This is a genomic window from Bradyrhizobium sp. SZCCHNR1093, from assembly GCF_032381175.1.
In the GTDB taxonomy this organism is placed as follows: domain Bacteria; phylum Pseudomonadota; class Alphaproteobacteria; order Rhizobiales; family Xanthobacteraceae; genus Bradyrhizobium.
In genome coordinates this window covers 142,237-164,214 of sequence record NZ_JAUHJJ010000009.1, presented here as the reverse complement: position 1 = coordinate 164,214, position 21,978 = coordinate 142,237, and the positions used below count along the sequence as shown (strand labels likewise).

Here is a 21,978-nt window from a genome sequence, read left to right as displayed (position 1 = left end):
GCATGCATTTCCGTCCATTGCACGACCGCGTGCTCGTGCGCCGCATCGATGCCGAGGAGAAGACCAAGGGCGGCATCATCATTCCCGACACCGCCAAGGAGAAGCCGCAGGAGGGCGAGATCGTTGCCGCGGGTCCTGGTGCGCGGAATGAGCAGGGGCAGCAGGTCGCCCTCGACGTCAAGCCCGGCGACCGGGTGCTGTTCGGCAAGCCGCGTCATCGATGGACTTCTGATCGCACGAATCCGGGCGGACTGGTCGCAGCCCGGCCCCGGCTGCGCGAAAGAAATATCTACAAACAACTCATCGCTGCCGCGGCCGGTCGTGGATCGGCCACAACGCGCAGCTATCAATCAGGTTGACGATCGCAGTTCGTCCAGAACCGGCCACAATTGCGTTCATGAGCCGGCTGTGAACGGACCGACGGTCGACGGGAGGTGTGGTTGAGCGCTGTCGCGCCGCCCGGTCTCATCAGCAGCGCGAGCTCGCAGGCCCGATCATGCCAGCCTGGCAATACGATCATCCGCCGCCCAACCCGACCTCCGTCATGAGCATGGGCGATCCCCGTCGCTTGACGCGGTTTTTGATCGAGAGCGAGCAACGCGTGGTGGCGCACTGCCAGGCCGTGTTGTCGCGTGGCGACATCGATCAGCGCGAGCGCGACCGGCTGGTTAGCGTGCTCCGAGAGGCGACGATGCGGCTGCAGCGGCTGTCTGCCGTGGCCGCCTGACGGGTGTTGCGCTGCGATAGAGGCTGCGACAAAAAATTCGATTTTTCCTCTTGAAACGGATGTCGGCTGTTCTAAGTCGTCTGCTGCCGCTTCGGCGGCGCCGGGTGCCGTAAGGGCCCGGTCGATATCTGGGCGCTGACCGGTCGTCTGATACTCAGAAGTTTCTGGGACTTTGAAGTTTGCATCGGCTCGGCGCTCCTTCGTATCCATCTTGCTCTTAGGAGGACTTGGCTATGAGGACCTACGACTTCTCTCCGCTGTGGCGTTCGACCATCGGCTTCGACCGTCTGTTCGACCTGCTCGACGAGACCCAGCGCGCGGTCGAGGACAACTATCCCCCGTACAACATCGAGCGGCTCGGCGACGACCGCTACCAGATTTCGCTGGCGCTGGCAGGCTTCGCCCCGGACGAGCTGTCCATCACCGCCGAGCACAACGTGCTCACGGTGGAAGGGCGCAAGGCCGACAAGGAGACCCGCGAATATCTCTATCAGGGCATCTCGTCGCGGCCGTTCAAGCGGCAGTTCAATCTCGCCGACTACGTGCAGGTGACGAACGCGGCGTTCGACAACGGCCTGCTGCGGATCGAGCTGGTACGCGAGATCCCCGAGGCGATGAAGCCCCGCCGCATTGCCATCGGCACGGCACCGGTCGAGCAGATCGCGCAGCAGAAGGCGGCTTGACGCCTTGTTCGAGCTGCGGCGCGGGCGGAATGTCGCCCGCGCCCTTGCATCAACTGTCTCTTGTGAAAGGAGTGGAAGAGGAGAGACGCCATGAGCGAGCACCGTTTTTCGATCACCGCCGGCAGTGCCGGATTCCATCCGGTCTCACACTACGAGTCGCCGGCAGACCTGTTGAATGACCGCAAGCTGTCACTGGCCGAGAAGCGGCTGATCCTGTCGTCCTGGGCGTCGGACATGTATGCCGTCGAGTCGCAGCCTGGCCTGCGCAAGATTCCCGGCATCTCCAGGCCGCTGCATCTGGCCGACGTGCTCGGTGCGCTGCGTCAGCTCGACCGCGAAGATCAGCCACCGCGCCCGCGCGGCGGGGCCGCCATGCGCATCGTTCCGCGCGTCGACGTCGAAGCGGATGGCTCGGCAACGGACGTTGCGTCCGGATCAGACGTCCGGATGCGGCCGGCCGCCCGCGTGCGGTTCTCCCGCGAAGCCAATGTGCGGCGCTATCGCAAGCTGTTGGCCACCCGGCTTGCCGACCATGAGCGCCGCTTTGTCGAGCGTCGGCTGGCCGAGGAGCTGCAGCAGTTGCATCCCCTGCCGGAGCGGCGCGGCTTCGCCCGCGCCGGACGCTGCTGATCCCGATCGACCGGCGCGGATGAGAACAGCCCGCGCATAACGAAAACGCCGCCCGGAATTGGGCGGCGTTTCATTCCAGACAGCGTAGAGGGCGATGGCGGAAATGTAGCACCCTCGGTCGGCGCTGTCCATGACAGCCGACGGCACCTCATTTCGGAACCGCGTGCTCCTCAATCTCACGCGTCGTCCCGTCGCCGTCATGGTAGCCCTTGCTGCCGATCACCTGCGCCAGCGGACTGGCGATGTTGCCGCCGCTTGCGATCCGGGCCAGTACGGCGCGGAAATCATGACGCGGCCGCCAGCCGAGCTCATGGCGGGCCTTGTCGTTGACATAGACGCGGTCGAGGCCCTCGAACATGGTCCAGCCGTGCCGGGCATAGATCGCGGCGTGCTCCGGGATGATGCGGCGGAGCACGTCCGGTGCGCGGCTGCGCAACTCGGCGGCATCGGCGGGCGTGAACGGCGTCGTCGCGCTGATGATGTACTCTGCAAATCCCGCGGGCATGCGCGCCAGCCCACAAAGATGCGCCTCGACCACGTCCTCGATGTCGACCCGGCGCGCCAGGAACTCGTTCAGCTTGATATTGGCGTCGGCGCGCCGCGCACGCGTTGCCGGATCGTCGTCCTGCTCGGGGAAGAAGCGCGAGACGCGCAGGACGGTGACGGGCAGGCCGTCATTGCGCGCGAACAGCTGACAGAGGTCCTCGGCGGCGGCCTTGGTGACGCCGTAGATGTTCTTCGGCACCGACGTGACCTGCTCGGTGATCCAGGCGGCCGGCTGCCCCGGCGGCGGCACCAGCGCGTCGCCGAAGACGCTCGTCGTGCTGGTGTAGACGAAGCCTTCGACCTTCGCAGCTGCCGCCTCTTCGAGCAGGTTCAGCGTGCCCGTGACATTGACATCGATGAAGTCCTGCCGGCTGTGGGTTGCCACATGCGGCTTGTGCAGGGTCGCGGCATGCAGCACCGCCGTCATGCCCGCCATGGCGGCGCGGACGAAGCCGCGGTCGGTGATCGAGCCCACGCGCTGCGTGAAAGCGCCGGGACGGCAATCGACGCCGAGCGCGGCGCGGCCCTGCGCCCGCAAGGTCCGCATCAGCGCTTCGCCAAGATGGCCGGAGCTGCCCGTCACCAGGATCGTCATGCGGCCCGTCCTGCGACCGTCAGGCCCGGTCGTCAGGTCCGGTAGCCGGGGTTGACCCGGTCGAGCTTGCGCAGCAGTGGCGGCCAGACCAGCTGAGTGGAGCGCAGCTCGACGCGATCCTCATTGTCGAACAGCTTCGCGTTCTTGTCGATGACCTCGTCGCGCACCGGATAGGCCGAGGGTCCCAGCGTGCGCGTCCGCACCTGGATCGAGCAGGCGCGCTCAAGGTGATACATCCGCTCGAAGGCGGAGGCCACCGAGCGACCGACAGTCAGCGTGCCGTGATTGCGCAGCAGCATGTGGTTCCTGGTGCCGAGGTCGCGCTGCAGCCGCGGCCGCTCGTCATGGTCCAGCGCCACGCCCTCGTAGTCGTGGTAGGCGAGGTCGTGGGTGACGTATTGCGCGATCTGGTTCAGCGGCAGCAGGCCGTCGGCGCAGCTCGACACCGCGACGCCGTCCAGCGTGTGCAGATGGATGACGCAGCCGGCATCCTCGCGCACCTCGTGGATCGCCGAATGGATGGTGAAGCCGGCGGGATTGATGCTGTACTCGCTCTCGGACAGCTGGTTGCCGTAGAGGTCGACCTTGATCAGGCTGGAGGCGGTGATCTCCTCGAACAGCAGGCCGTAGGGGTTGATCAGGAAGTGATGCTCGGGGCCGGGCACGCGGGCCGAGATGTGAGTGTCCACCAGGTCGTCCCAGCCGAACAGCGCCACCAGGCGGTAGGCGGCGGCGAGATTGACCCGCTGCGACCATTCGGCCTCGGTCATGTTCGACGGCACTTCCTTGAGGCGCGCTTCGGCTGGCGACATGGCATTCTCCGATTTCCAGGGTTGACCGGAGCCTAAGCGGCACGCCGCCGTGCGGCAAGGCGCAGGGCAGGGCAGCAGTCATGTCGTTTGGCTGAGTAGGCCGCTCAGGGCGCCGGGATCGACAGCAGGCTGGAAATGCTGCGGCCGCGGATGTCGTAGACCCGGGCGAACACGACGTCGTCGCGCTTGATCTCGACCATGACAGGGGCAGTCAGTCCCTTGCAGTAGAACTCGCCGAGCGTCATGGCGAAGTCGGCCGCATGGCTGTCCCAGCCGATGGTGAAATCGGGGCCGAGCGCGACCTGGGCGGGACGCTGCGGGCCGCACACCGCGACCTTCCATTTGTGCCCGATCGGCGGCACCTCCTGGCGCTCGTCGAGCTGCTCCTTCAGCCCGTCGGAGGCCTGCTTCAACGCCAGCCCCCAATAGTCGAGCATGAAGCGGGTGTCGGCCTCGCGCACGGTGCCGGCGATGAAGTTGAAGTGGGTGTACTGATAGGGATGCAGCCGGATCATCTCGGCCAGCGGCAGCAGCAGGCCGAAGCAGAAGGCGGCGATCGCCACCGGCTGCCAGCTGCGGCGCTCGTCGGCGTTGAGCCACGACAGCAACCACGAGAAGGCGATGCCGCCGAGCAGCGCCATCGGCGGGATCACGAACACGAAGTGGCGGATGCCGTTGTAGAGCGCCGGGCGTTTGACGATCGCGATCAGGATCGGCAGCGTCGCCGCCAGCGTCAGCATCAACAGGATGCTCTTCTGGCGTGCCGGCACGTCGGGCCGCGACAGCGACATGATGGAGGCCACGACGCCGGCGACGAACAGCGCAATCATCAATTCAGGCAGCTGCAGCGCGAACAGCGTCGGCAGGTACGACCAAGGCATGTCCGGCACTGAGACCAGCGCACCGTCGAACATCTCCTTCCACGGCTTCTCGAAGAAGTGCGAGAAGTAGGTCAGGGCCCGGAACGGGTTGGCCGGCTCGATGATCGACCAGGGCCAGATCAGTCCCATGATCAGGTAGCCCAGGATCAGGCCGGGGATCAGCACATAGAGCACGTGGGCGAAGCGGCGGATCGCCTCGCGCGGCCCTTGCGTGCGGTATTCCTCCATGAACAGCGGCAGGAAGCCGACCATCGCATAGACGACAGCCATGCCGCCCAGGATGCGCGAGCCGATCGCAAAGCCGGCCCCCAGGCCCAGGATCAGGATGGTGCGCGGCGAGGGGTAGGGATACTCATCGGCGAGGCGGACCAGGCCCATCAGCAGCACCACCATCGCCACCGCGAAGGGCGCATCCTTCGGGTTCATGAACATGTGGCCGTAGAAGATCGGGCAGAGCGCCAGCAGCAGCAGGGCGGCAAGGCCGGCCACCGGGCCGCCGATGCGGCGCGCCAGGCGCCAGGTCACGGCAAGGCCGATCAGCCCGACGATGGCGCCGACCAGCCGGCGGGTCTCGAACAGCTCCAGCGGCAGGATCTTGTGCAGCAGGGCTGCAACCATGTCGAAGCCGCCGCCGTACATATAAAGGTTGGCGAACGACAGCGCCGCCTGATCCCTGAAACCGGAACCGTACATGCGCAGCAACAGATCGGCATATTCGGCATGGGTGTAATCATCCCAGCCGAGGCCGTAATCCCGGAATGTGAGCCCGGCCACCACCGCGACCGCGGCAAGCACGAACATGGCAAGATCGTCATACGTCCGCTCAAGGGACCGCCGCGTCGGCGTCTCGAGGACCGAAGTGGTTATCGTTGTCATGGCTGAGTGTAACCCGGCGTCCCCTGGCGACCCCGCTTCCGCGTTTCAGGCCTGTGTTCCCCGCCTCCGTATAGCGCGTCCCGGCTTCCGAGGTGTCGGAATTATGGGAAGGCATGCTTCTCGCAGCGCAGCGGGGACCCGAATTTCGGCTGCTGAGCGCCATATTGGCACAGTCAAATGAACGCCCGCTGAACCACAGGGGCCGGAAGAACCCGGGAGGAACCTCAATGAATGCCGAGGGTTGGCCGATGTATATTGTGGCGGCATCATGACGATGGCTGCACGGCGGACGAGAACTTCAGCAGGATTGGCCGAACTTCCGCTGCAAATTGTCGCGGATTTGGACTAGAAACCGGATTCAAGGACGCGGGCAACCGCAACTATCTAATGTGATTTCGGTCGGGACACCGTCCGGAACCGGCGCATTAGGGGATGAGTTCGATGATGAGTGCAATGTTGGCCGCCGGGGCCCTCGCCGTGTTGGCCGGGCTCGGGGCGATCGCCTGGGGAATTCCAGTCAAGGAGTTCAGCGTCGGTAACACGCTGATCCTGTCGGGGACCCTTGGCGTCTGCAGTGGGCTGATCCTGTTCGGACTGTCGGCCGTCCTGAGCGAGCTGAAGATGATCTCGAGTCGGCTGCGGTCGCGTCCGGGCGCTGAGGCTGAGTCCGAACCCAGGCCTCTTCAGCTCCCGCTCGCCGCCGGCAAGACCGACTTCGAGACCGCCCCGGTGCCGCCGACGGAGGACGTCTGGCGCGAGGGCGGCTCGCCACGTCCGCGTCCCCGCATGCCGGACCTGTCGTCTCCCTTGTCCTCGGGGGTGTCGTCGTCGCCACTGTCCTCGTCTCCCTTGTCGGCCTCGCTGCGCGAGTCGAAGCCGGCCTCGGATGAGCCGCCGGCCGAACCCGCCGAGCGGCCCAAGCGCAACCTGCTGTTTGCGTCTTCGTCGCGCCGCGAGCGGGAGCGCGCCGAGAAGCGCGGCGCCGAGCCGCCGCCGACGGATTTCCGGTCTCCGCCCCTCAGCGACCCGCCGCCCGTGCCGCTGGACGAGCCCGCCGCAACCGAATCGGATTCGTCGTTCGACAATGGCTGGTCGCGACCGGAGCGGACGCGGACGCCGGAGCCTCTGCGCCCGCCCTTCCCGCGACGCTTGGCGCGGGCCGCACCGGCCTTCGTCGAGCCCGAGCCAACCCCGCCGCCGCCCGAGCCGAAGGACCTGGACGCGCCGGCCGTCAGCATCGTCAAGTCGGGCGTGGTGGATGGGATGGCCTATTCGCTCTATTCCGACGGGTCGATCGAGGCGCAGATGCCCGAAGGGATGATGCGCTTCGCGTCGATCGACGAGCTGCGCACCCATCTCGAAGGCCGCTCCTGACGGGCCAGACCACACGGTCAGGTTGAGCGCGTCTGGAATGTGGTACACAGTACTTGGCAGGTGACAGACTTCTCAAGAAGAAGTCCTCACTATCTTGTCATTTTGCCAGTTAATTGCCCATATTGCTTGTAGAATCGCGAGACAACGCTGTCACTCGGCGCGAGTGATACTTGCGATCGACGGTCACAGGCGGAGCGGGATGAGGGGTCGATGACCGAAGCGGCCGGCAAGAGCTTTATCGATCTGACGGCCGACATCGTGTCGGCCTATCTCAGCAACAACCCGACCCCGGCGGCGGAGATTCCCTCGCTGATCAGCCAGGTGCATGCCGCGTTGACCCGGGTCGCGGCGGGACGAAGCGAGCCCGCGCCCGAGCCGGCGCGGCCGGCGGTGCCGGTCAAGAAATCGATCCACCCGGACTATCTGATCTGTCTCGAGGACGGCAAGCGCTTCAAGTCCCTGCGGCGGCATCTGCGCACGCAGTACAGCATGACGCCGGAACAATACCGCGACAAATGGAACCTGCCGCCGGACTACCCGATGGTGGCGCCGAACTACGCGGTCACCCGGTCGCAGCTCGCCAAGAAGATGGGCCTGGGCCAGCAGCGGCCCGAGCGGGAGAAGTAGCCGAACCGATCAGGACGCCGTGGCGAGCGCTTCGCGGGCGTCGGCACGGATGCGCTCGACCATCGAGCGCAGGCCATTGGAGCGCTGTGGCGTCAGGTGCTCGCGGAACCCGAGCTCGTCGAACACGGCGGGCGCATCGATGGTCATGATCTCCTGCGGCGTCCGCCCAGAATACAGCGTGAGCAGAATTGCGATCAGACCGCGAACGATATGGGCGTCGCTGTCGCCGAGATAGTTCAGCACCGGCACGGCGCTGCTGCGATCGACGTGCTTCGACAGCCAGACCTGGCTGGCGCAGCCCTGCACCTTGTTCGCGGCGGAGTGCTCGTCCTCCGGCATCGGCGCCAAGGTGCGGCCGAGCTCGATCACGTAGCGGTAGCGGTCGTCCCAGTCGTCGAGCAGGGCGAAATTGTCGCGGATGTCGTCGATCGTCATGATGCTCTTCGGTCCCGATATCGGCCTTCATATAGGCGTTCGGGACGGCGAAAGCGACAGTCGGTTCCGCCGGTTCAGGGCGTCGGCGGCAGTTGCCATTCGGCGGCGAGATCGTCGGCCGAGAGCGTGTCGGCCGGCGCGTCGCCCGGGGGAACCTCCTCGACCATGGGGGCGTCGATCGAGCCCGTGTGATCGTTGCCGCGCTTGTCGAGACTGGCTGGTTTCACCGGGCCGATGAACTTGTCGGCGCCGGCCGGCTTCTCCGCGGCATCGGCCTTGTCGGTGATGATCTGGTAGATCTTGCGCGCGCCTTCCTGGGCGCGGTGGCCGATGACGGTCGCGGCCTGGCCGCCGACCTCGCAGGCCTGCGGCTGCCGCTTGCAGAACTGGCTCATGTCGGAGACGGCGGCGGTCGCAGCCTGCACGGCTTCGTGCGCATTGATCTGCGGCAGCTTGTCGGCGTCTTGGCTCTTCTCGCGCGGCAGCAGCACCAGCACGAGCCCGAGCCAGAATGCCATCCGAAGCAGAAAGAACATCACGCAACCCCGACCGTGCTGCTGATCTCGCGTGCTCAAATCGCGCAACCGGGATCGCAGCTGATTGTTCTATGTCGCGACTGCTTGCATTGGGCTTAATTGGTTGAGATTTCGCGAAGCCGGAGGCCGGATTTTCTTCGGAGTAAATTTTTCATTGGCGCGGGCCGCATGCGCCGCGCAACCGGCTGTAGATCGCACAGCTTTCGCAACCGCAGGCCCGGCCGGAAACGATGCATTCACCATTCCGGCCGAATGGCGGGCTTACCGCAGTCTGGCCCTTAGCGTTCGCTTAATGCGAGTCTGACACGGTGACTTCCGACGACAGGGGGCGTCCCGGCGCGTTCTCTTTGTGAGAACGACCGACAGGCCGAGGCGCGAGAGCCGTGAGTGTGTTGAGTATCATCCGCGATTGTCTCGATGCGTTATTGCATCCATCGGCTCGAACTGATGCGATGACGCGCGCGCGTCACCGCGCCTTCATCGCGCCGCGCCTGCTGGGCAGCCTCGCCGTCTTCGCCGTGTTTCCTGCCTATCTCGCGATGCGCGGCGCGCCGAGCGCGCTCGAGGTCGGCGCGCTGTCGTGGCTGATCGCGCCCATCCTGCTGTCCTGGTATCTGTCGCGCACCGGCCGCTACGAGAGCGCCTGCGCGCTGTCGTCGCTGGCGTTGTCGGCGCTGATCATGGCGGTCTCGATCGAGACCGGCGGCATCGAATCCTTTGCCGCGGTGTGGCTGATCGTCGTTCCCCTGGAAGCCTCGTTCTCGGCCTCGCGCCGCGTCGTCGTGTTCTCCGCGGGGCTCGCACTGTGCTGCGCGCTGCTGCTCATCCTCATTGGTCATTTCGGCTGGCTGCCGGAGCCCGAGACCACCCCCGCCTTGCGCACCGTGCTGCTCGCCTTCGGCGTCGCCTCCGCGACGCTCTATGCGGCCGTGCTCGCCTTTGCCGCCGACACGCTCGCGCGCACCAGCGTGACGCTGCTGTCGATGGAGGAGGAGCGCTATCGGCTGCTCGCGCGCAACATGAGCGACGTGATCTCCCGTCATCGCCGCAACGGCGCTGTCATGTTCATCTCGCCCGCGGTCGAGACGCTGCTCGGCGCGCCGGTCGCGCAGTTGCACGGCCATGGCCTGTTCGAACGCGTCCATGTTGTCGACCGGCCGGCCTATCTCACGGCGCTGTCGGAGGCGGCAGGCGGCAGCGAAGCCTCGAGCGTCGAGTTCCGCCTGCGCCGCGATGCGCCGGGCGAGGGGCGCGGCTTTCAGCATCCGGTCGATTTCATCTGGGTCGAAATGCGTTGCCGCCCCCTCGACCGCATCGGCGTGGCGCCGGGCGGATCGGAGCAGGAGGTGGTCGCGGTCATGCGCGACGTCACCGACCGCAAGCTGCAGGAGCAGGCGCTCGAATTGGCGCGCGGCGCCGCGGAGCGCGCCGACGCCGCGAAGACGCGATTCCTCGCCACCATGAGCCACGAGCTGCGCACGCCCTTGAATGCCATCATTGGCTTCTCCGAGATGCTGATGCAGGAGCAAATGCTGGTGCTGAACGCCGCGCGGCGCCGCGAATATGCGCAGCTCATCAACGATTCCGGCCAGCATCTGCTGTCGGTCGTGAACGGCATTCTCGACATGTCGAAGATGGAGTCCGGCAATTTCGAGCTGACGCCGGAGCCGTTCGCGCCGCGCGCGGCGCTGATCAATTGCTGCAACCTGCTGGCGCTGCGGGCGCGCGAGAACGGTGTCGATCTGTCGGCCGACGTGCCGCAGGATCTGCCGATGGTCACCGGTGATCCGCGCGCCTTCAAGCAGATCGTGCTCAACCTCGTCTCCAATGCCATCAAGTTCACCGAGCGCGGCGGCCGTGTCACGGTCTCTGCCGGCGTCGACGGCGCGCGCCTGCTGCTGCGAATCACCGACACCGGCGTCGGCATCGCCGCCGATGATCTCAAGCGCATCGGCGATCCGTTCTTCCAGGCCGGCAAGACCTACCAGCGCCGTCACGAGGGAACCGGCCTCGGTCTGTCGATCGTCAAGAGCCTTGTGAACTTGCACGGCGGCGAAATGTCGATAGAAAGCAAGATCGACGAGGGGACCACGGTCACGATCGCGCTGCCGATCAACTTCGTGGCCGAGGCGACCGCGGGCGCCACCATCACGCCGCTGTCGCCCTCGCGCTCCGCCCTGCCAGGGCAGGTCATGCAGGTGAAGAAGAGTGCCTAGACGAGCTGCAGAGGATGATCCGGCGCCGCCGCGCCGTCGCAAGCGCGCTGCCGCGGCTGCGGCCGTCGTCGCGGACGAGCGCGGCTGGCTGCTGCGGGCCATGCTCTACAGCCCCAAGGATCTGTTTGCGGGCCTGCTGGCCTGCGCGGCCGGCAGCGCCATCATCGTCAATGCCGTGTTCCTGCAATCCGGACCGCATCCAGCGCCGATGTTCGGGTCCATCGTGACCATTCCGCCCAATCTGACGAGCTCCAATCCACTGCCGCGGCCCCGGCCGATGGACATCTCGCCGTTGGATCCGAAGGTGATCGAGACGCGGCCCGCTGAAACCAGGGCGGCGGAGCAGAGGGCGGTTGAGCAGCGCGCCACCGAGGCGCGTCCGGATCAGAAATATGCCGATCCGCTGGCCGATCTCGTCCGCTCGGTCAGCGGCGGTCAGGGCAACGTGCCGCGTCCGCAGCCGACGCAGCAGGGCGGCAATGTCCGTCGTGTCGCCGCGGTCCAGCGTGCGCTGACCGAATACGGCTATGGCCAGTTGAAGCCGACGGGAATGGTCGGCTCCGACACCCAGGCCGCGATCCAGAAGTTCGAGCGCGAGCGCAAGCTGCCGGTGACGGGCCAGGTGTCGGACCGCCTGGTGCGCGAGCTTGCGATTGTCATCGGTCACCCGATCGAATAGAGCAGGGGCGGCTGCGACTTGCAGCGCGCTTGCACCTGCATCGAACCATCATGCGATTGAAGAGCAGCATCTGGGTGAGCGCCTATCTGCGGCGTTGCCAGTCGGCCGGCGCGTTCAGCGCGATCCGCCACCGTGGCGCCGAGGAAGCCGGCGCGGTGTTCGTCAAGGTCGCGCTGATGGACGGCACGGCCCAGCTCTATGTTCCCGCGCCGCAGACCGTCTATGACGACAGCCGGCCGATCGACCGCTTCTTCGTACCGATATCGCCGCAGCCGATCGAGGAAGCGCAGATCGAGGAACGCCTGGTCAAGGAGCTGCGCTTCGATCCCGACGCCTGGATCATCGAGACCGAGGACAGGCAGGGCCGTCATTTTCTCGATCTCGTGCGCGAGCGTCCCTGATCATCGCCAAGATTCGGGGCAGCGATCGCGCGTCATCGCTTGAAGCCGTCGGTCCCCGTGCGCACGATCGGCCTCGTCGCGGTGCCGGCCCGCGCCGTGCTGCCACGGACGTGCTGACGTTCGTCGTCATAGAGAGCCGTGCGATGCTTGGCCCTGATCGCGGCCATCCCGGAGCCGCGCCAGGCCGCCAGCATGATCAGCGCCGCGCGCTCGCTGAGGCGCTCGTAGAAACGTGACAGCCGAAACACGGTCTGGACGGACTGGCCCATCTCCGGCTTGAGGAACAGCAGCACCCGCTCGAACACCGGCGCCGGCATGCCGAGCGCCTTTGCGGCGCAGGCCAGCGGCTCGCCGTTCGGGTCGTTGACGACCTCGTGGGTCATGCGTGAGGGCAGGATCAGGCTCTCGCCGAGCTCGATCGTGAACGTCTCGACGTCGGCGTTGAAGGCGGCCATCTCCAGCGCCTCGATCGCATGCACCGCGCGGTGCAATGGCGTCGGCGCGGCAGGTCTCAGCGGCGTGGTGGCGAGGTTCTGCAGGATGGCGATGCGTTCGTGCGAGGCGGCGCGCATGAACATCTCGCTGAGCTCGGCGGCATCCTTCGGCTGCATCGACAATCCGGACGCCGCGTCGTCGCGCGGCGGGATCGGAGACGACGAGCGAAGCGATGCGGGAATGGGGCCGGCGAGCGGCGGCGTCGGCTCGCTCTGCGCCGGGCGCAAGCCCAGCTTGTTCAAAATCTCGATCGGCGTCGCCGGATAGATCGCCAGCCGCGCTCGCACCGCCGCACGGGTCGCATCATCGACGTCGTCGACCAGACGGGAGGCCAATTCGACGAACTGCCGCTCCTCGTCGGCGGAATGCGCGCTCGCCTGGACATAGAGGTCGGTCAGGACGCGCAGCAGAGTGGGCTTGATGTCCACGCCCTCGCGGCGCGAGAGCGTGAGCAACCCGTCGAAGCCGGGGAACAGCGATGATCTTGTCATGTCGGGGTACGCAACTTCGGCAATCGTTGCGCCGATTAGAGCGGAGTTGTTTTAATGCGGCGTTAAGGAAAACAATCGGTGAAGATGGGCCGAAATGACCCGGTGAGACAAAGGCGCAACGCTGGCTTGCCTTCTCTCCCGCCGGTGCACGCGATCCGTGTCGGGCGGCCCGCGCATTAATATCCTCTTAACCACGTCCTGATCTTAATCGATCCGTTCGATGATCTCGCCTTGGCCGCGTCACGCGGCCAGCCTGATCTTCGCCGCGCCGAATGCCAAAGCGCAGCTTCATGCGCCGGCATTCGTGATCGTCAGTTCTGCGTGCCCTCTTGCCTGCGAAGTTCGGGCGACGGGGAGTTTTCAGGGGGTCAGAACTTCGGGCACGAAAGAGAGTCAACATGGCGACCATCATTGAATTCCCGGCGGACGTTGCGCGTCGCGCGCGGCCTGCCGTGACCGGCGCGCCGCAGGAGGGCATGGGAACGATCCTGATTCTTCCCGTCGTTCGGATCGAGCGCGAGACCACGACCGACGATCGCGGGCCCCGCGAGGGCACAGCTCCAAGCCGCCGCCGCCGTCGCCGCTGACAGGTCGGGGGAAACGGGAATGCCGGCCATCGTGAATCCGGTCCGGCGCGCGGTGCCGGTCCTCGCACTCGTTCTCGTCGGCGGACTGCTCGGCGCCTGCAGCGGCGGCGATTTCGGTCGCACCCGCGCCGACATGCGCAATGACGACATGCACAAATGGATCGGGGCGGAAGCCACCGCCAGCGTCGGCGTCAACCCATCGCAATTCCAACTGACCGACAACGAGCGCCAACTGCGCGATCTCGCTTATCCGCTGATCGAGCCGCCGCATTCGCGCCCTGCCTGGAAGAGCGTATTCGGCGACTATCAGCCGTCGGCCTCGCCCTGGCGCCAGAAGGTCGTGTTCGACCGCACCGCCTATGGCCGCGCCCTGATCGACGAGCCGCACCGCTCGCACGCCTCGCGCTACGCCCAGTTGATCGACGACGTGCGCGACGACATCACCCGCTTCGAGCCGTTCTTCGCATCGGCCATCCGCGTCATCGATCTCGACCGCAAGCGCGATGCCAGCATGAGATACATGACCGAGCTCTCGCCGCGCGAGAAGGCCGATGCGGTCGCGCGCATGCAGGAGAACTCGCTGATCGTGCAATGGGTGCAGATCAGCCTGGAGCAGCGCGTCTCGTCCTACCGCTGGGCCTTGGAGCGCCTGGTGCTCCAGGCTCCCGACGGATTGGCCGCCGACGCCGATCGCCTGATCCATGAACTGGCGGCTCAGACCGCCAATCCGCCGGTCGCGGCGCGGCCCCTGATCGAACGGCCGCTGACGACGCGGGGCTAGCCCGGCACGACCTTGCTCCGGCGCCGGCCTCGCTTGGCCGGTGCTCCCTTTTGCCGCCCTGCTGTCGCACGGAGCTTCTGCGGCGCTGCCGCGCGCAGCGTTGCGATCAGGATCTTCAGCGCCTCGGATGGGGCGCGCGAGGCGGAGTAGGCGAGGCCGACCTGGCGCTTCAACGTCATCTCGATCTCGCGGACCGCAACGTCGCTTCGGCCGTGCACGACGCCTTCGGGAACGATCGCGACGCCGACGCCGGCGGCGACCAGCGCCAGGGCCCAATCCTCGGTTTCAGCAATGGCGGCGATCTCGCGCGGTCCGCCGCTGCGTCGCGCCAGTGCGCTGTGCTCGCAATGGCAGCGGTCGATCATGGCGACGTCGGCGAGGTCGGCCGCGCGCAAGCGCGGCTTCAGCGTGAGCGGATGCGCGAGCGGGAGCGCCGCGACATAGCGCTCGCTCCACAGCGGCAGGAAATGCTCGCCGTCGCCGACCAGGCTTTTTGAGACGATGCGTCCGTCGGCCCGCTCGGTCGGACCGACGATGTGAAGCCTGAGATCCTCGCGCGCCGTGAGCGGCTTGAGCAGCGCGGTCACGCGGCGTCCGTCAAGGGTGCGCATGAGCCCGAGCTTGAGCGCCTGCTTCGGCGCGCCGTGCCGGAACAGGTTGCGGGCGGCATCGGCCTCGCCGACGATCCGGCGGGCGATCGGCTGCAGGCGTTCAGCCGCCTCCAGCGGCACGACACCCTTGCGGTGGCGCAGGAACAGCTCGGTGCCGAGCTCGGCCTCGAGATTGGCGATCGCCAGCGAAATCGATGGCTGCGAGACGAAGCAGCGCGCCGCGGCTCTGGTCAGGCTGCGTTCCTCGAACACGGCGGAGAAATAACGGAGCTCGCGGATATCCATAGGAACTGCCTATGATGCGTATCACTGATCAATATTTTACTTATCTCAGGCCGGCACGCAAGGATGCGCCCGATGTCGGCAATGAAGGAGAAGATCGATGCGCGTCCACCACCTCAACACCGGCACGATGTGTCCACGCGGCGGTCGGCTGGTGAGCGGCAGTGGCGGCCTGTTCGCGCGCGCCCGCCTCGTCTGCCACTGCCTGCTGATCGAAAGCGATGACGGCCTGGTCCTCGTCGACACCGGCATCGGCACCGGCGACATCGCCGCGCCCGCACGATTGGGGGCACGCTGGGTGAGGCAGGCCGCGCCGCTTCTCGACGCGTCGGAGACGGCGCTGGAGCAGGTGCGGGCATTGGGCTTCTCGCCCGGTGACGTCAGGCACATCCTGCTCACTCATCTCGACCGTGACCATGCCGGTGGCATCGGCGATTTCCCGAAGGCCAAGGTGCACGTTCATCGCGCGGAGCATGCGATGGCCGTCGAGGGCTCTCCGGCGCCGCCGCGCGGCCGCTACGTCGCCGGCCAATGGCGGCATCGTCCCGACTGGCAGTTCTACGGCGATGACGGCGAGGACTGGTTCGGCTTTCGCGGCGTCCGCGCTGCCGTCGATCGCAGCGGCGACATCCTGATCATTCCTCTGCCGGGCCATACGCGCGGGCATTGTGGCGTCGCCGTGCGTCGCGGCGACAAATGGCTGCTGCACGCCGGCGATGCCTATTTCTTCCACGGCCAGCTCGGTCCGCGGCCACGCATGCCGCTGCTGCTCGGGCTATTCCAGCGCAAGGGCGATCAGGATCGCACGATGCGGATCGCCAACCAGGAGCGGCTGCGGCGCCTGAAACGCGACCATGGCGACCGGGTCACGATCGTGAACAGCCACGATCCCGTTGCCTACGAGACGTGCCGCTGCGGTGATCGGGCCGCAGCGCTCATTCCGGCCTGAGCAGGCGGAACGCCTCCTCGAGCAGATGCGGCGTGTGCTTGCCGGTCGAATCACGGCAGGCGCGTTCGAAATAGTCCGCCAGCGCCGGCCGGAATTTGGGATGCGCCGCCTGGTCGATGATGGCGCGGGCCCGCTGTTTCGGCGACAGGCCGCGCAGATCGGCGAGGCCGCGTTCGGTCACGAGAACCTGTACGTCGTGCTCGGTGTGGTCGACATGGGTGACCATCGGCACGATGCAGGAGATCGTCCCATTCTTTGCCGTCGAGGGCGTCATGAAGATCGATAGATAGGCGTTGCGGGCGAAGTCCCCGGAGCCGCCGATGCCGTTCATGATGCTGCTGCCGCGGACATGGGTCGAATTGACGTTGCCGTAGATGTCGGCCTCGATCATGCCGTTCATGGCGATGACGCCGAGCCGGCGGATCACCTCCGGGTGGTTGGAGATCTCCTGCGGCCGCAGCACGATGCGGTCGCGCAGGAACTCGATCTCGCGGTTGAATTCGATCGCAGCTTCCGAGCTCAGCGACAATGCGGTCGCGGAAGCGAGATCCATCCGGCCCGAGCGGATCAAATTCAGCATGCCGTCCTGCAGCACCTCGGTGTAGGCGGTGAGATGCGGGAACGGCCCGTCGTCGAGCCCGGCCATGACGGCGTTCGCGACATTGCCGACGCCGGATTGCAGCGGCAGCAGATTGCGCGGGAGGCGGCCCTGCTTCACCTCGTGTGCGAAGAACTCCAGGATGTGCCCGGCGATCGCGCCGGAGACATCGTCGGGCGCGGCGAAGCTCGTGTTGCGGTCCGGCGCATGGGTCTCGACGACCGCGATGACCTTGTCCGGATTGCAGCGATAGGTGGTCTCGCCGATGCGGTCGCCGGGCGCCACGATCGGGATCGGTTTGCGATGTGGCGGCAGGCGCGTGCCGTAATAGATGTCGTGCATGCCGAGCAGCGCCGGGTTCATCCACGAATTGACTTCGATGATGACGCGGTCCGCCAGATCGAGCCAGGTCTTGTTGTTGCCGATCGAGGTCGATGGGATCAGCCGCCCGTCTGGCAGGATGCCGGCGCATTCGATCACGGCGACGTCGAGATGGCCGAGAAAACCAAACCACACGAACTGTGCAACATGGCTGAGATGCAGATCGATATAGTCGATGCTGCCGGCGTTGATGCGCTGTCGTGTCGCCGGATCGGACTGATAGGGCAGGCGCAGGTCGATGCCATCAGCCCGGGCGAGCGCGCCGTCGAGCTCGGGCGCGGTGCTTGCCCCGGTCCACACGCCGATGCGGAACGGCTCGCCGCGCGCATGTGCGGCTTCGATCCGGCGCGCCAGCGCGAGCGGCACCGCTTTCGGGTAGCCCGACCCGGTGAAGCCGCTCATGCCGACATGGTTGCCGGGCTCGACCAGCGCGGCCGCCTCGTCCGCCGACATGATCTTGGCGCGCAGCGCCTGTGACATCACCTGCGATGAACTCATCGTGCAAACTCCATGCGCGATCGTTCAGACCGCCAAGTCCGCGCTGTTTAAGGTGGGCCCTCGACGGGTGATTTGACAGGGGTCAAGCCGCAACGGCCCGTGCGTGCATCACAGCCCTGCAAGGCGCGCGCGCCGCAGCTCCCGGACCTTCGCGGCGCGCGAGCGCTCCGTCAGCATGTTGGCCTTGCTGTAGCGCGGGTCGCCGGTGACCTCGTCGCCGACCCAGTCGGGAAGGGGCACGACGGTCGTTTCGGTCGGCAGCTCGATCTCGGCGATCACGACGCCCTCGAGCGCGTCGTGGTAGACGTCGACCTCCCAGACGCCGCTTTCCGCGGGCACGTAGTGACGCGTCTTTTCGAGGATGCGCCCATTGCAATGCGCGAACAGCACCGCGGCGTGGTCCGCGGGGATGTCGTATTCGAATTCATCTCGGGTCAGGCCGCGGCGGCCGCTCTTCACGCACAGCGTCGTCCGGTTGCCATAGCAGCGAACGCGGACCTTGAGGCCGTCCTGACGTGCGACGAGGCCGTCGCGAAGGCGTTCACTGTGCGTCGCCTGATCCCGCCAAGCGTCGGACTTGACGAGAAACTTCCGTTCGATTTCGAGAGCCATGACCTGATGTTGAGCGAAGCGCCGCCGTCCTGATCCATCATAGCAGCGGCGCGCGACAACGACTATGCCACCAAGGGTGAAGAGAGTGTTGTCGAATTCATCCAGGACGTCGTATTGACTTATCGTTTGCCGCGCGGCTTCTCGGCCTTGGCCGGTGCCTCGGTCTGTACGCCGCAGCTTGCCGCTGCAAGGGAGGCCTGCGCCTGCGGCATGAGACCCGGCTCGGCGGCAAGGGCCTTCAGCACGATCAACCCGGTCGTCGTCGGCGAATCGATGATCAGCCGGTCGGCGGCCGTGATCTCCTCGTCCTCGGGCAGGTCTTCATGCTGCGCCTCGGTCATCAGGTTGAGCTCGATCACGCGCTTGCCGGCGGAGCGATCGTTGATGGCGTAGTAGGCGATCTCGTTGCGCGTATAAAACGACACCGACGTATAGGCCTGGCTCACCGGAACCGTGAGCTTCAGTGGTCCGTCGGACAGATCGTAGCGGCAGATCGCCATGGCGAAAGCCGGGTCCATGAACGGCATCGGCGAATTGCCGGGATCGGCGAGCGGCAAGGGCGTCACGGCGTTCAGCTTGGTCATCGGCGTCAGCCGGGAATAGGCGTCCTGGGTCGAGATCCGAGGCAACGCCAGCACGCTGACGAGATGCACCACGCCGCCGAGCAGCACGCCTACGACGACCGTGAACAGCAGCCGGATCATGATGGGCAGCCCACTGTCGTGATCGACGGCATCGGCGCGTCGCGCTGCGTGCGGGTTGCGACACCGACCGGCGTGTCGTAGAGCCGCAGCATCAGCGCGTAGCGCTCGATGCCGCCGGTCGGCAGCCAGTTGCCGGAGCGCGAGCGCGCGGCGACGCGAATCTCGAAGGAGCCATCGGCACCTCGCACCAGCTCCTGGCTGGTGAAGCCGTAGCGCTGCAGCGTGTTGGCGACGAGGTGGCCCTTGCGGTCGTAGAGCGTGAGCGTCCAGAAGCGGGCGGGTGGCGTGACGCCGCTGACGAGGATGTCGCAGCGCCCGTCGAGCGGCTTCCTCTTGTCGTCTCTGGTGGCGGTGAAGGCCACGCCGTCGCCGGTGCCGATCGGCAATTCGCCATTGCGGGTGATGGTCGCGCGCGCATAGGGGTCGACATCGGCCGTGCCGGTTTTCGGACGCGCTGTCCATGCGCCGATCGTCAGCGTACCGAACTCGGTGCCGCGGGTCGTCGTCATCCAGGTCGCGCCGATGCCGACGCCGGTGGCGATCAGGAGCGTAAGCAGGGTGATGAAGAGCAGCCGCACGGGGATCGCTGACGTCAGTTCTTGCGCAGGGCAGGGGTGGTCACGCCGTCGGCCGTTGCCGCGGCGTAGTTCTCAGGGAAGGCCAGCGCGCTCGATGAGACCGGCTTGCCGGGCTTGCGCGGATCGGCAGGCGCGGCCTTCTCGGCGAGGCGCGCCGCATCGTCGAGCATCTTCTCGACCTGGACCAGGACGTCGGCGCCGCGACGGGTCAGGACCGGCGGTGGGCCGGGCTTGATCTCCAGCGTTTTCGGCTGGCCGGCCTGCGCCATCGCGGCGGACGCGGGCTGCGGTGGCAGCTTCTCGCCCATGCCGACTCCGGGCAGCTCCTTGACCTCGATGCCCTGATGCGCGGCGACCATGATGTCGTGCCACGTCTGTGCCGGCAGCGAGCCGCCGGTCATACGGTTGGTCGGCGAATAGTCGTCATTGCCGTACCAGACCGCGCAGGTGAAGTTGCCGGTGTAGCCGACGAACCAGGCGTCCCGATAGGCATTGGTGGTGCCGGTCTTGCCGGCGGTCGGAATGCCGTCGAGTGCGGCGCGGCGTGCGGTGCCTTCGCTGACGACGTGGCTCATCATGCCCGCCATGTCGGCAGCAACCGAGGCCGGGATCGCCTGCTTCGGCTTCGGGCCGTCGCGGTCCCAGCGCCAGACCAGGTCGCCGCCGCCGGTGCGGACCTCGAGCACGGAATGCGGCGTCACCGCCTTGCCCTTGTTCGGGAAGGTCGCATAGGCGACCGCGTGCTCCAGCACCGTGACCTCGTCGGAGCCGATCGGCATCGACGGCGTGTCGGGCAGCGGCGCCTTGAGGCCGAAGCGCCGGGCGACCTCGATGATCTTGGCGCGGCCGGCCTTTGGTCCCTCCCTGCCGCCAAGCGCGATCGACAGCTTCACAGGCACGACGTTGATCGAGCGCGTGATCGCCTGCGTCAGCGTGACCGAGCCGGAATAGGAATGGCCATAATTCTGCGGGCACCAATTGCCGATGCAGACCGGACCGTCGACCACGATCGACGTTGGCTTGAAGCCGTTCAGCAGTGCGGTGGTGTAGACATAGGGCTTGAAAGATGACCCCGGCTGCCGGTAGGCGTCGACGGCGCGGTTGAACTGGCTGGCGCCGTAGTCGCGGCCGCCGACCATGGCGCGGATGCCGCCGTCGAGGTCGGAGACGACAGTCGCCGCCTGGGTCGCATGATAGTCGCGGCCAAACTGGCGCAGCTGGTTCTCGATCGCCTCGTCGGCCGCATGCTGCACGGTCATGTCGATCGAGGTCCGCACCACGAAGACGCGCTCGGTGTAGGACTTCGGGAACGTGTCGACCAGCTTGCGCATCTCGTCGAAGGCGTAGTCGAGGAAGTAGTTCGGCGAGCTCTCATCGCGGCGGTCGACCGCGAAGGCCGGGTTGCGGCGGGCGCCGAACACCTGGCCTTCGGTCATGAAGCCGGCGTCGACCAGATTGTCGAGCACGACGTTGGCGCGGGCGCGGGCGGCGGGCAGGTTGATGTGGGGGGCGAACTTGGTCGGCGCCTTGAACAGGCCGGCCAGCATCGCGGCTTCGGCGAGGTTGATGTCGCGCACCGACTTGTTGAAATAGAAGTGTGCCGCGCCGTCGACGCCGAAGGTGCCGCCGCCCATATAGGCGCGGTCGAGATAGAGCTTGAGGATCTCGTTCTTGGTCAGCCGGGTTTCCAGCCAGATCGCCAGGAACGCCTCGTTGACCTTGCGCTCGATGGTGCGCTCGTTGGACAGGAACAGGTTCTTGGCGAGCTGCTGGCTGATCGAGGAGCCGCCCTGGCGGACGCCGCCGGCCTGGGCGTTGGTGACGAGGGCGCGCGCCGTGCCGGCGATGTCGATGCCGAAATGATCGTAGAAGCGGCGGTCCTCGGTGGCGAGCGTCGCCTTGATCAGATTGTCCGGAAAGTCCTCCAGCGGGATCGAGTCGTTGTGCTTGATGCCGCGGCTGCCGATCGGGTTGCCGTAGCGGTCGAGGAAGGTGACGGCGAGGTCGGACTTCTTCAGCCAGTCCTCATCGGCGGTTTCCCGGAAGGCGGGGATCGCGAGCGCCAGCATCAGCACCAGGCCGCCGAGCCCGATCGTTGCGGCCTCCGAGAACGGCTCGACGAACACCCAGCGCTTCCAGCCGCCGACATAGAAGCGGTCCATGAACGCCGAATAGCGCTCATACAGCTCGCGGGTGCCGCGCAGGGAGGAGAACAGCGCCGAATCGAAGCGGGCGTCGAGATCCAGGCGGAAATTGTTGATCCGCTTCTTCCAATCGTCTGGAATGATCTGCCGCACGGGAACCCTGGTCGTTTCGAAAGCGTGTCAGCTGGCTTCGAAAGCACTCAGCAAGTGGGGCTGGGGGCCATCGAAGGGTCTTGCGCGATTGTTGCG

Annotated in this window: 23 protein-coding genes and 1 pseudogene; 12 read left to right on the top strand and 12 right to left on the bottom strand. The window is 66.5% G+C overall.

The window, feature by feature from the left end; all coding sequences use genetic code 11:
* Positions 1-2 precede the first annotated feature (2 nt).
* The 4 genes and pseudogenes from QX070_RS25270 to QX070_RS25255 form a co-directional block, all read left to right on the top strand.
* Positions 3-209, top strand: a pseudogene (locus QX070_RS25270) (co-chaperone GroES); the annotation flags it as partial.
* Positions 210-496: 287 nt separating this feature from the next.
* A complete protein-coding gene (locus QX070_RS25265) occupies positions 497-727 on the top strand; it encodes a hypothetical protein (RefSeq protein WP_315716108.1) in 231 nt (76 codons plus the stop codon).
* A 233-nt stretch (positions 728-960) separates the two neighbouring features.
* Positions 961-1,410 carry an Hsp20 family protein gene (locus tag QX070_RS25260; RefSeq protein WP_315739871.1) on the top strand — a complete coding sequence of 150 codons (450 nt, stop codon included), beginning with the start codon at positions 961-963 and terminating at the stop codon, positions 1,408-1,410.
* Positions 1,411-1,500: 90 nt separating this feature from the next.
* Complete coding sequence (locus QX070_RS25255; RefSeq protein WP_315739870.1) at positions 1,501-2,040, top strand: hypothetical protein; 540 nt, start codon at positions 1,501-1,503, stop codon at positions 2,038-2,040.
* Between the two features lie 148 nt (positions 2,041-2,188).
* Here QX070_RS25255 and QX070_RS25250 read toward each other — a convergent pair whose 3' ends face one another.
* The 3 genes from QX070_RS25250 to QX070_RS25240 form a co-directional block, all read right to left on the bottom strand.
* Complete coding sequence (locus tag QX070_RS25250) at positions 2,189-3,181, bottom strand: NAD(P)-dependent oxidoreductase (RefSeq protein WP_315739869.1); 993 nt, start codon at positions 3,179-3,181, stop codon at positions 2,189-2,191.
* A 32-nt stretch (positions 3,182-3,213) separates the two neighbouring features.
* Positions 3,214-3,993 carry a class II aldolase/adducin family protein gene (locus tag QX070_RS25245; RefSeq protein ID WP_315739868.1) on the bottom strand — a complete coding sequence of 260 codons (780 nt, stop codon included), beginning with the start codon at positions 3,991-3,993 and terminating at the stop codon, positions 3,214-3,216.
* Positions 3,994-4,097: 104 nt separating this feature from the next.
* Complete coding sequence (locus QX070_RS25240) at positions 4,098-5,750, bottom strand: glycosyltransferase family 39 protein (RefSeq protein WP_315739867.1); 1,653 nt, start codon at positions 5,748-5,750, stop codon at positions 4,098-4,100.
* A gap of 441 nt (positions 5,751-6,191) precedes the next feature.
* Here QX070_RS25240 and QX070_RS25235 point away from each other — a divergent pair, with 441 nt between their 5' ends.
* The gene (locus tag QX070_RS25235; protein WP_315739866.1) at positions 6,192-7,124 is read left to right on the top strand and encodes a hypothetical protein; all 933 of its coding nucleotides are present in this window, start codon (positions 6,192-6,194) and stop codon (positions 7,122-7,124) included.
* A 210-nt stretch (positions 7,125-7,334) separates the two neighbouring features.
* Positions 7,335-7,751, top strand: coding sequence for a MucR family transcriptional regulator (locus QX070_RS25230; RefSeq protein WP_315739865.1), 417 nt, complete (start codon positions 7,335-7,337; stop codon positions 7,749-7,751).
* Between the two features lie 9 nt (positions 7,752-7,760).
* Here QX070_RS25230 and QX070_RS25225 read toward each other — a convergent pair whose 3' ends face one another.
* Together QX070_RS25225 and QX070_RS25220 are read right to left on the bottom strand one after the other, a co-directional pair.
* The gene (locus tag QX070_RS25225; protein WP_315739864.1) at positions 7,761-8,186 is read right to left on the bottom strand and encodes a SufE family protein; all 426 of its coding nucleotides are present in this window, start codon (positions 8,184-8,186) and stop codon (positions 7,761-7,763) included.
* Positions 8,187-8,260: 74 nt separating this feature from the next.
* Complete coding sequence (locus tag QX070_RS25220; RefSeq protein ID WP_315739863.1) at positions 8,261-8,722, bottom strand: DUF5330 domain-containing protein; 462 nt, start codon at positions 8,720-8,722, stop codon at positions 8,261-8,263.
* Positions 8,723-9,174: 452 nt separating this feature from the next.
* On the opposite strand from QX070_RS25220, the gene QX070_RS25215 reads away from it, so the two are divergent.
* The 3 genes from QX070_RS25215 to QX070_RS25205 are packed head-to-tail and all read left to right on the top strand — an operon-like array spanning position 9,175 to position 12,018.
* Positions 9,175-10,938 (top strand): PAS domain-containing sensor histidine kinase, encoded by a 1,764-nt coding sequence (locus QX070_RS25215; RefSeq protein WP_315739862.1) that lies wholly within the window; start codon positions 9,175-9,177, stop codon positions 10,936-10,938.
* Positions 10,931-11,617, top strand: a complete 687-nt coding sequence (locus QX070_RS25210) for a peptidoglycan-binding domain-containing protein (protein ID WP_315739861.1) — start codon at positions 10,931-10,933, stop codon at positions 11,615-11,617. Before QX070_RS25215 ends, QX070_RS25210 begins: the two co-directional genes overlap by 8 nt.
* A 50-nt stretch (positions 11,618-11,667) precedes the next feature.
* Positions 11,668-12,018 carry a DUF1491 family protein gene (locus tag QX070_RS25205; RefSeq protein WP_315739860.1) on the top strand — a complete coding sequence of 117 codons (351 nt, stop codon included), beginning with the start codon at positions 11,668-11,670 and terminating at the stop codon, positions 12,016-12,018.
* Between the two features lie 32 nt (positions 12,019-12,050).
* Here QX070_RS25205 and QX070_RS25200 read toward each other — a convergent pair whose 3' ends face one another.
* Positions 12,051-13,004 carry a DUF2336 domain-containing protein gene (locus QX070_RS25200; RefSeq protein ID WP_315739859.1) on the bottom strand — a complete coding sequence of 318 codons (954 nt, stop codon included), beginning with the start codon at positions 13,002-13,004 and terminating at the stop codon, positions 12,051-12,053.
* A 398-nt stretch (positions 13,005-13,402) separates the two neighbouring features.
* On the opposite strand from QX070_RS25200, the gene QX070_RS25195 reads away from it, so the two are divergent.
* Together QX070_RS25195 and QX070_RS25190 are read left to right on the top strand one after the other, a co-directional pair.
* On the top strand, positions 13,403-13,591 hold the full coding sequence (locus QX070_RS25195; RefSeq protein ID WP_315739858.1) for a hypothetical protein: 189 nt from the start codon (positions 13,403-13,405) through the stop codon (positions 13,589-13,591).
* A 19-nt stretch (positions 13,592-13,610) separates the two neighbouring features.
* Complete coding sequence (locus QX070_RS25190; RefSeq protein WP_315739857.1) at positions 13,611-14,372, top strand: hypothetical protein; 762 nt, start codon at positions 13,611-13,613, stop codon at positions 14,370-14,372.
* Here QX070_RS25190 and QX070_RS25185 read toward each other — a convergent pair.
* Positions 14,369-15,268: a LysR family transcriptional regulator gene (locus tag QX070_RS25185; protein WP_315739856.1), complete on the bottom strand. Its 900-nt coding sequence runs from the start codon at positions 15,266-15,268 to the stop codon at positions 14,369-14,371. The two genes, QX070_RS25190 and QX070_RS25185, sit on opposite strands and share 4 nt — an antisense overlap.
* 97 nt (positions 15,269-15,365) lie before the next feature.
* Here QX070_RS25185 and QX070_RS25180 point away from each other — a divergent pair, with 97 nt between their 5' ends.
* Entirely contained in the window at positions 15,366-16,214 is an 849-nt protein-coding gene (locus tag QX070_RS25180) for an MBL fold metallo-hydrolase (RefSeq protein WP_315739855.1), read from the top strand.
* Here QX070_RS25180 and QX070_RS25175 read toward each other — a convergent pair.
* The 5 genes from QX070_RS25175 to QX070_RS25155 form a co-directional block, all read right to left on the bottom strand.
* Positions 16,201-17,691: an acetyl-CoA hydrolase/transferase family protein gene (locus QX070_RS25175; RefSeq protein ID WP_315739854.1), complete on the bottom strand. Its 1,491-nt coding sequence runs from the start codon at positions 17,689-17,691 to the stop codon at positions 16,201-16,203. The genes QX070_RS25180 and QX070_RS25175 overlap by 14 nt on opposite strands.
* 108 nt (positions 17,692-17,799) lie before the next feature.
* Positions 17,800-18,303, bottom strand: a complete 504-nt coding sequence (locus QX070_RS25170) for a CYTH domain-containing protein (RefSeq protein ID WP_315739853.1) — start codon at positions 18,301-18,303, stop codon at positions 17,800-17,802.
* 119 nt (positions 18,304-18,422) lie between these two features.
* Complete coding sequence (locus tag QX070_RS25165) at positions 18,423-19,007, bottom strand: DUF1254 domain-containing protein (protein ID WP_315739852.1); 585 nt, start codon at positions 19,005-19,007, stop codon at positions 18,423-18,425.
* The gene (locus tag QX070_RS25160; protein ID WP_315739851.1) at positions 19,004-19,585 is read right to left on the bottom strand and encodes a DUF1214 domain-containing protein; all 582 of its coding nucleotides are present in this window, start codon (positions 19,583-19,585) and stop codon (positions 19,004-19,006) included. Before QX070_RS25160 ends, QX070_RS25165 begins: the two co-directional genes overlap by 4 nt.
* Positions 19,586-19,599: 14 nt before the next feature.
* Entirely contained in the window at positions 19,600-21,882 is a 2,283-nt protein-coding gene (locus QX070_RS25155) for a PBP1A family penicillin-binding protein (protein WP_315739850.1), read from the bottom strand.
* Between the last annotated feature and the right edge of the window lie 96 nt (positions 21,883-21,978).

What these genes read in the sequence shown, in the direction of transcription:
- QX070_RS25265 (WP_315716108.1), top strand. Translation starts at nt 497, where the DNA reads ATGCCAGCCTGGCAATACGATCATCCGCCGCCCAACCCGACCTCCGTC.
- QX070_RS25260 (WP_315739871.1), top strand. Translation starts at nt 961, where the DNA reads ATGAGGACCTACGACTTCTCTCCGCTGTGGCGTTCGACCATCGGCTTC.
- QX070_RS25255 (WP_315739870.1), top strand. Translation starts at nt 1,501, where the DNA reads ATGAGCGAGCACCGTTTTTCGATCACCGCCGGCAGTGCCGGATTCCAT.
- QX070_RS25250 (WP_315739869.1), bottom strand. Translation starts at nt 3,181, where the DNA reads ATGACGATCCTGGTGACGGGCAGCTCCGGCCATCTTGGCGAAGCGCTG.
- QX070_RS25245 (WP_315739868.1), bottom strand. Translation starts at nt 3,993, where the DNA reads ATGTCGCCAGCCGAAGCGCGCCTCAAGGAAGTGCCGTCGAACATGACC.
- QX070_RS25240 (WP_315739867.1), bottom strand. Translation starts at nt 5,750, where the DNA reads ATGACAACGATAACCACTTCGGTCCTCGAGACGCCGACGCGGCGGTCC.
- QX070_RS25235 (WP_315739866.1), top strand. Translation starts at nt 6,192, where the DNA reads ATGATGAGTGCAATGTTGGCCGCCGGGGCCCTCGCCGTGTTGGCCGGG.
- QX070_RS25230 (WP_315739865.1), top strand. Translation starts at nt 7,335, where the DNA reads ATGACCGAAGCGGCCGGCAAGAGCTTTATCGATCTGACGGCCGACATC.
- QX070_RS25225 (WP_315739864.1), bottom strand. Translation starts at nt 8,186, where the DNA reads ATGACGATCGACGACATCCGCGACAATTTCGCCCTGCTCGACGACTGG.
- QX070_RS25220 (WP_315739863.1), bottom strand. Translation starts at nt 8,722, where the DNA reads ATGTTCTTTCTGCTTCGGATGGCATTCTGGCTCGGGCTCGTGCTGGTG.
- QX070_RS25215 (WP_315739862.1), top strand. Translation starts at nt 9,175, where the DNA reads ATGACGCGCGCGCGTCACCGCGCCTTCATCGCGCCGCGCCTGCTGGGC.
- QX070_RS25205 (WP_315739860.1), top strand. Translation starts at nt 11,668, where the DNA reads ATGCGATTGAAGAGCAGCATCTGGGTGAGCGCCTATCTGCGGCGTTGC.
- QX070_RS25200 (WP_315739859.1), bottom strand. Translation starts at nt 13,004, where the DNA reads ATGACAAGATCATCGCTGTTCCCCGGCTTCGACGGGTTGCTCACGCTC.
- QX070_RS25195 (WP_315739858.1), top strand. Translation starts at nt 13,403, where the DNA reads ATGGCGACCATCATTGAATTCCCGGCGGACGTTGCGCGTCGCGCGCGG.
- QX070_RS25190 (WP_315739857.1), top strand. Translation starts at nt 13,611, where the DNA reads ATGCCGGCCATCGTGAATCCGGTCCGGCGCGCGGTGCCGGTCCTCGCA.
- QX070_RS25185 (WP_315739856.1), bottom strand. Translation starts at nt 15,268, where the DNA reads ATGGATATCCGCGAGCTCCGTTATTTCTCCGCCGTGTTCGAGGAACGC.
- QX070_RS25180 (WP_315739855.1), top strand. Translation starts at nt 15,366, where the DNA reads ATGCGCGTCCACCACCTCAACACCGGCACGATGTGTCCACGCGGCGGT.
- QX070_RS25175 (WP_315739854.1), bottom strand. Translation starts at nt 17,691, where the DNA reads ATGAGTTCATCGCAGGTGATGTCACAGGCGCTGCGCGCCAAGATCATG.
- QX070_RS25170 (WP_315739853.1), bottom strand. Translation starts at nt 18,303, where the DNA reads ATGGCTCTCGAAATCGAACGGAAGTTTCTCGTCAAGTCCGACGCTTGG.
- QX070_RS25165 (WP_315739852.1), bottom strand. Translation starts at nt 19,007, where the DNA reads ATGATCCGGCTGCTGTTCACGGTCGTCGTAGGCGTGCTGCTCGGCGGC.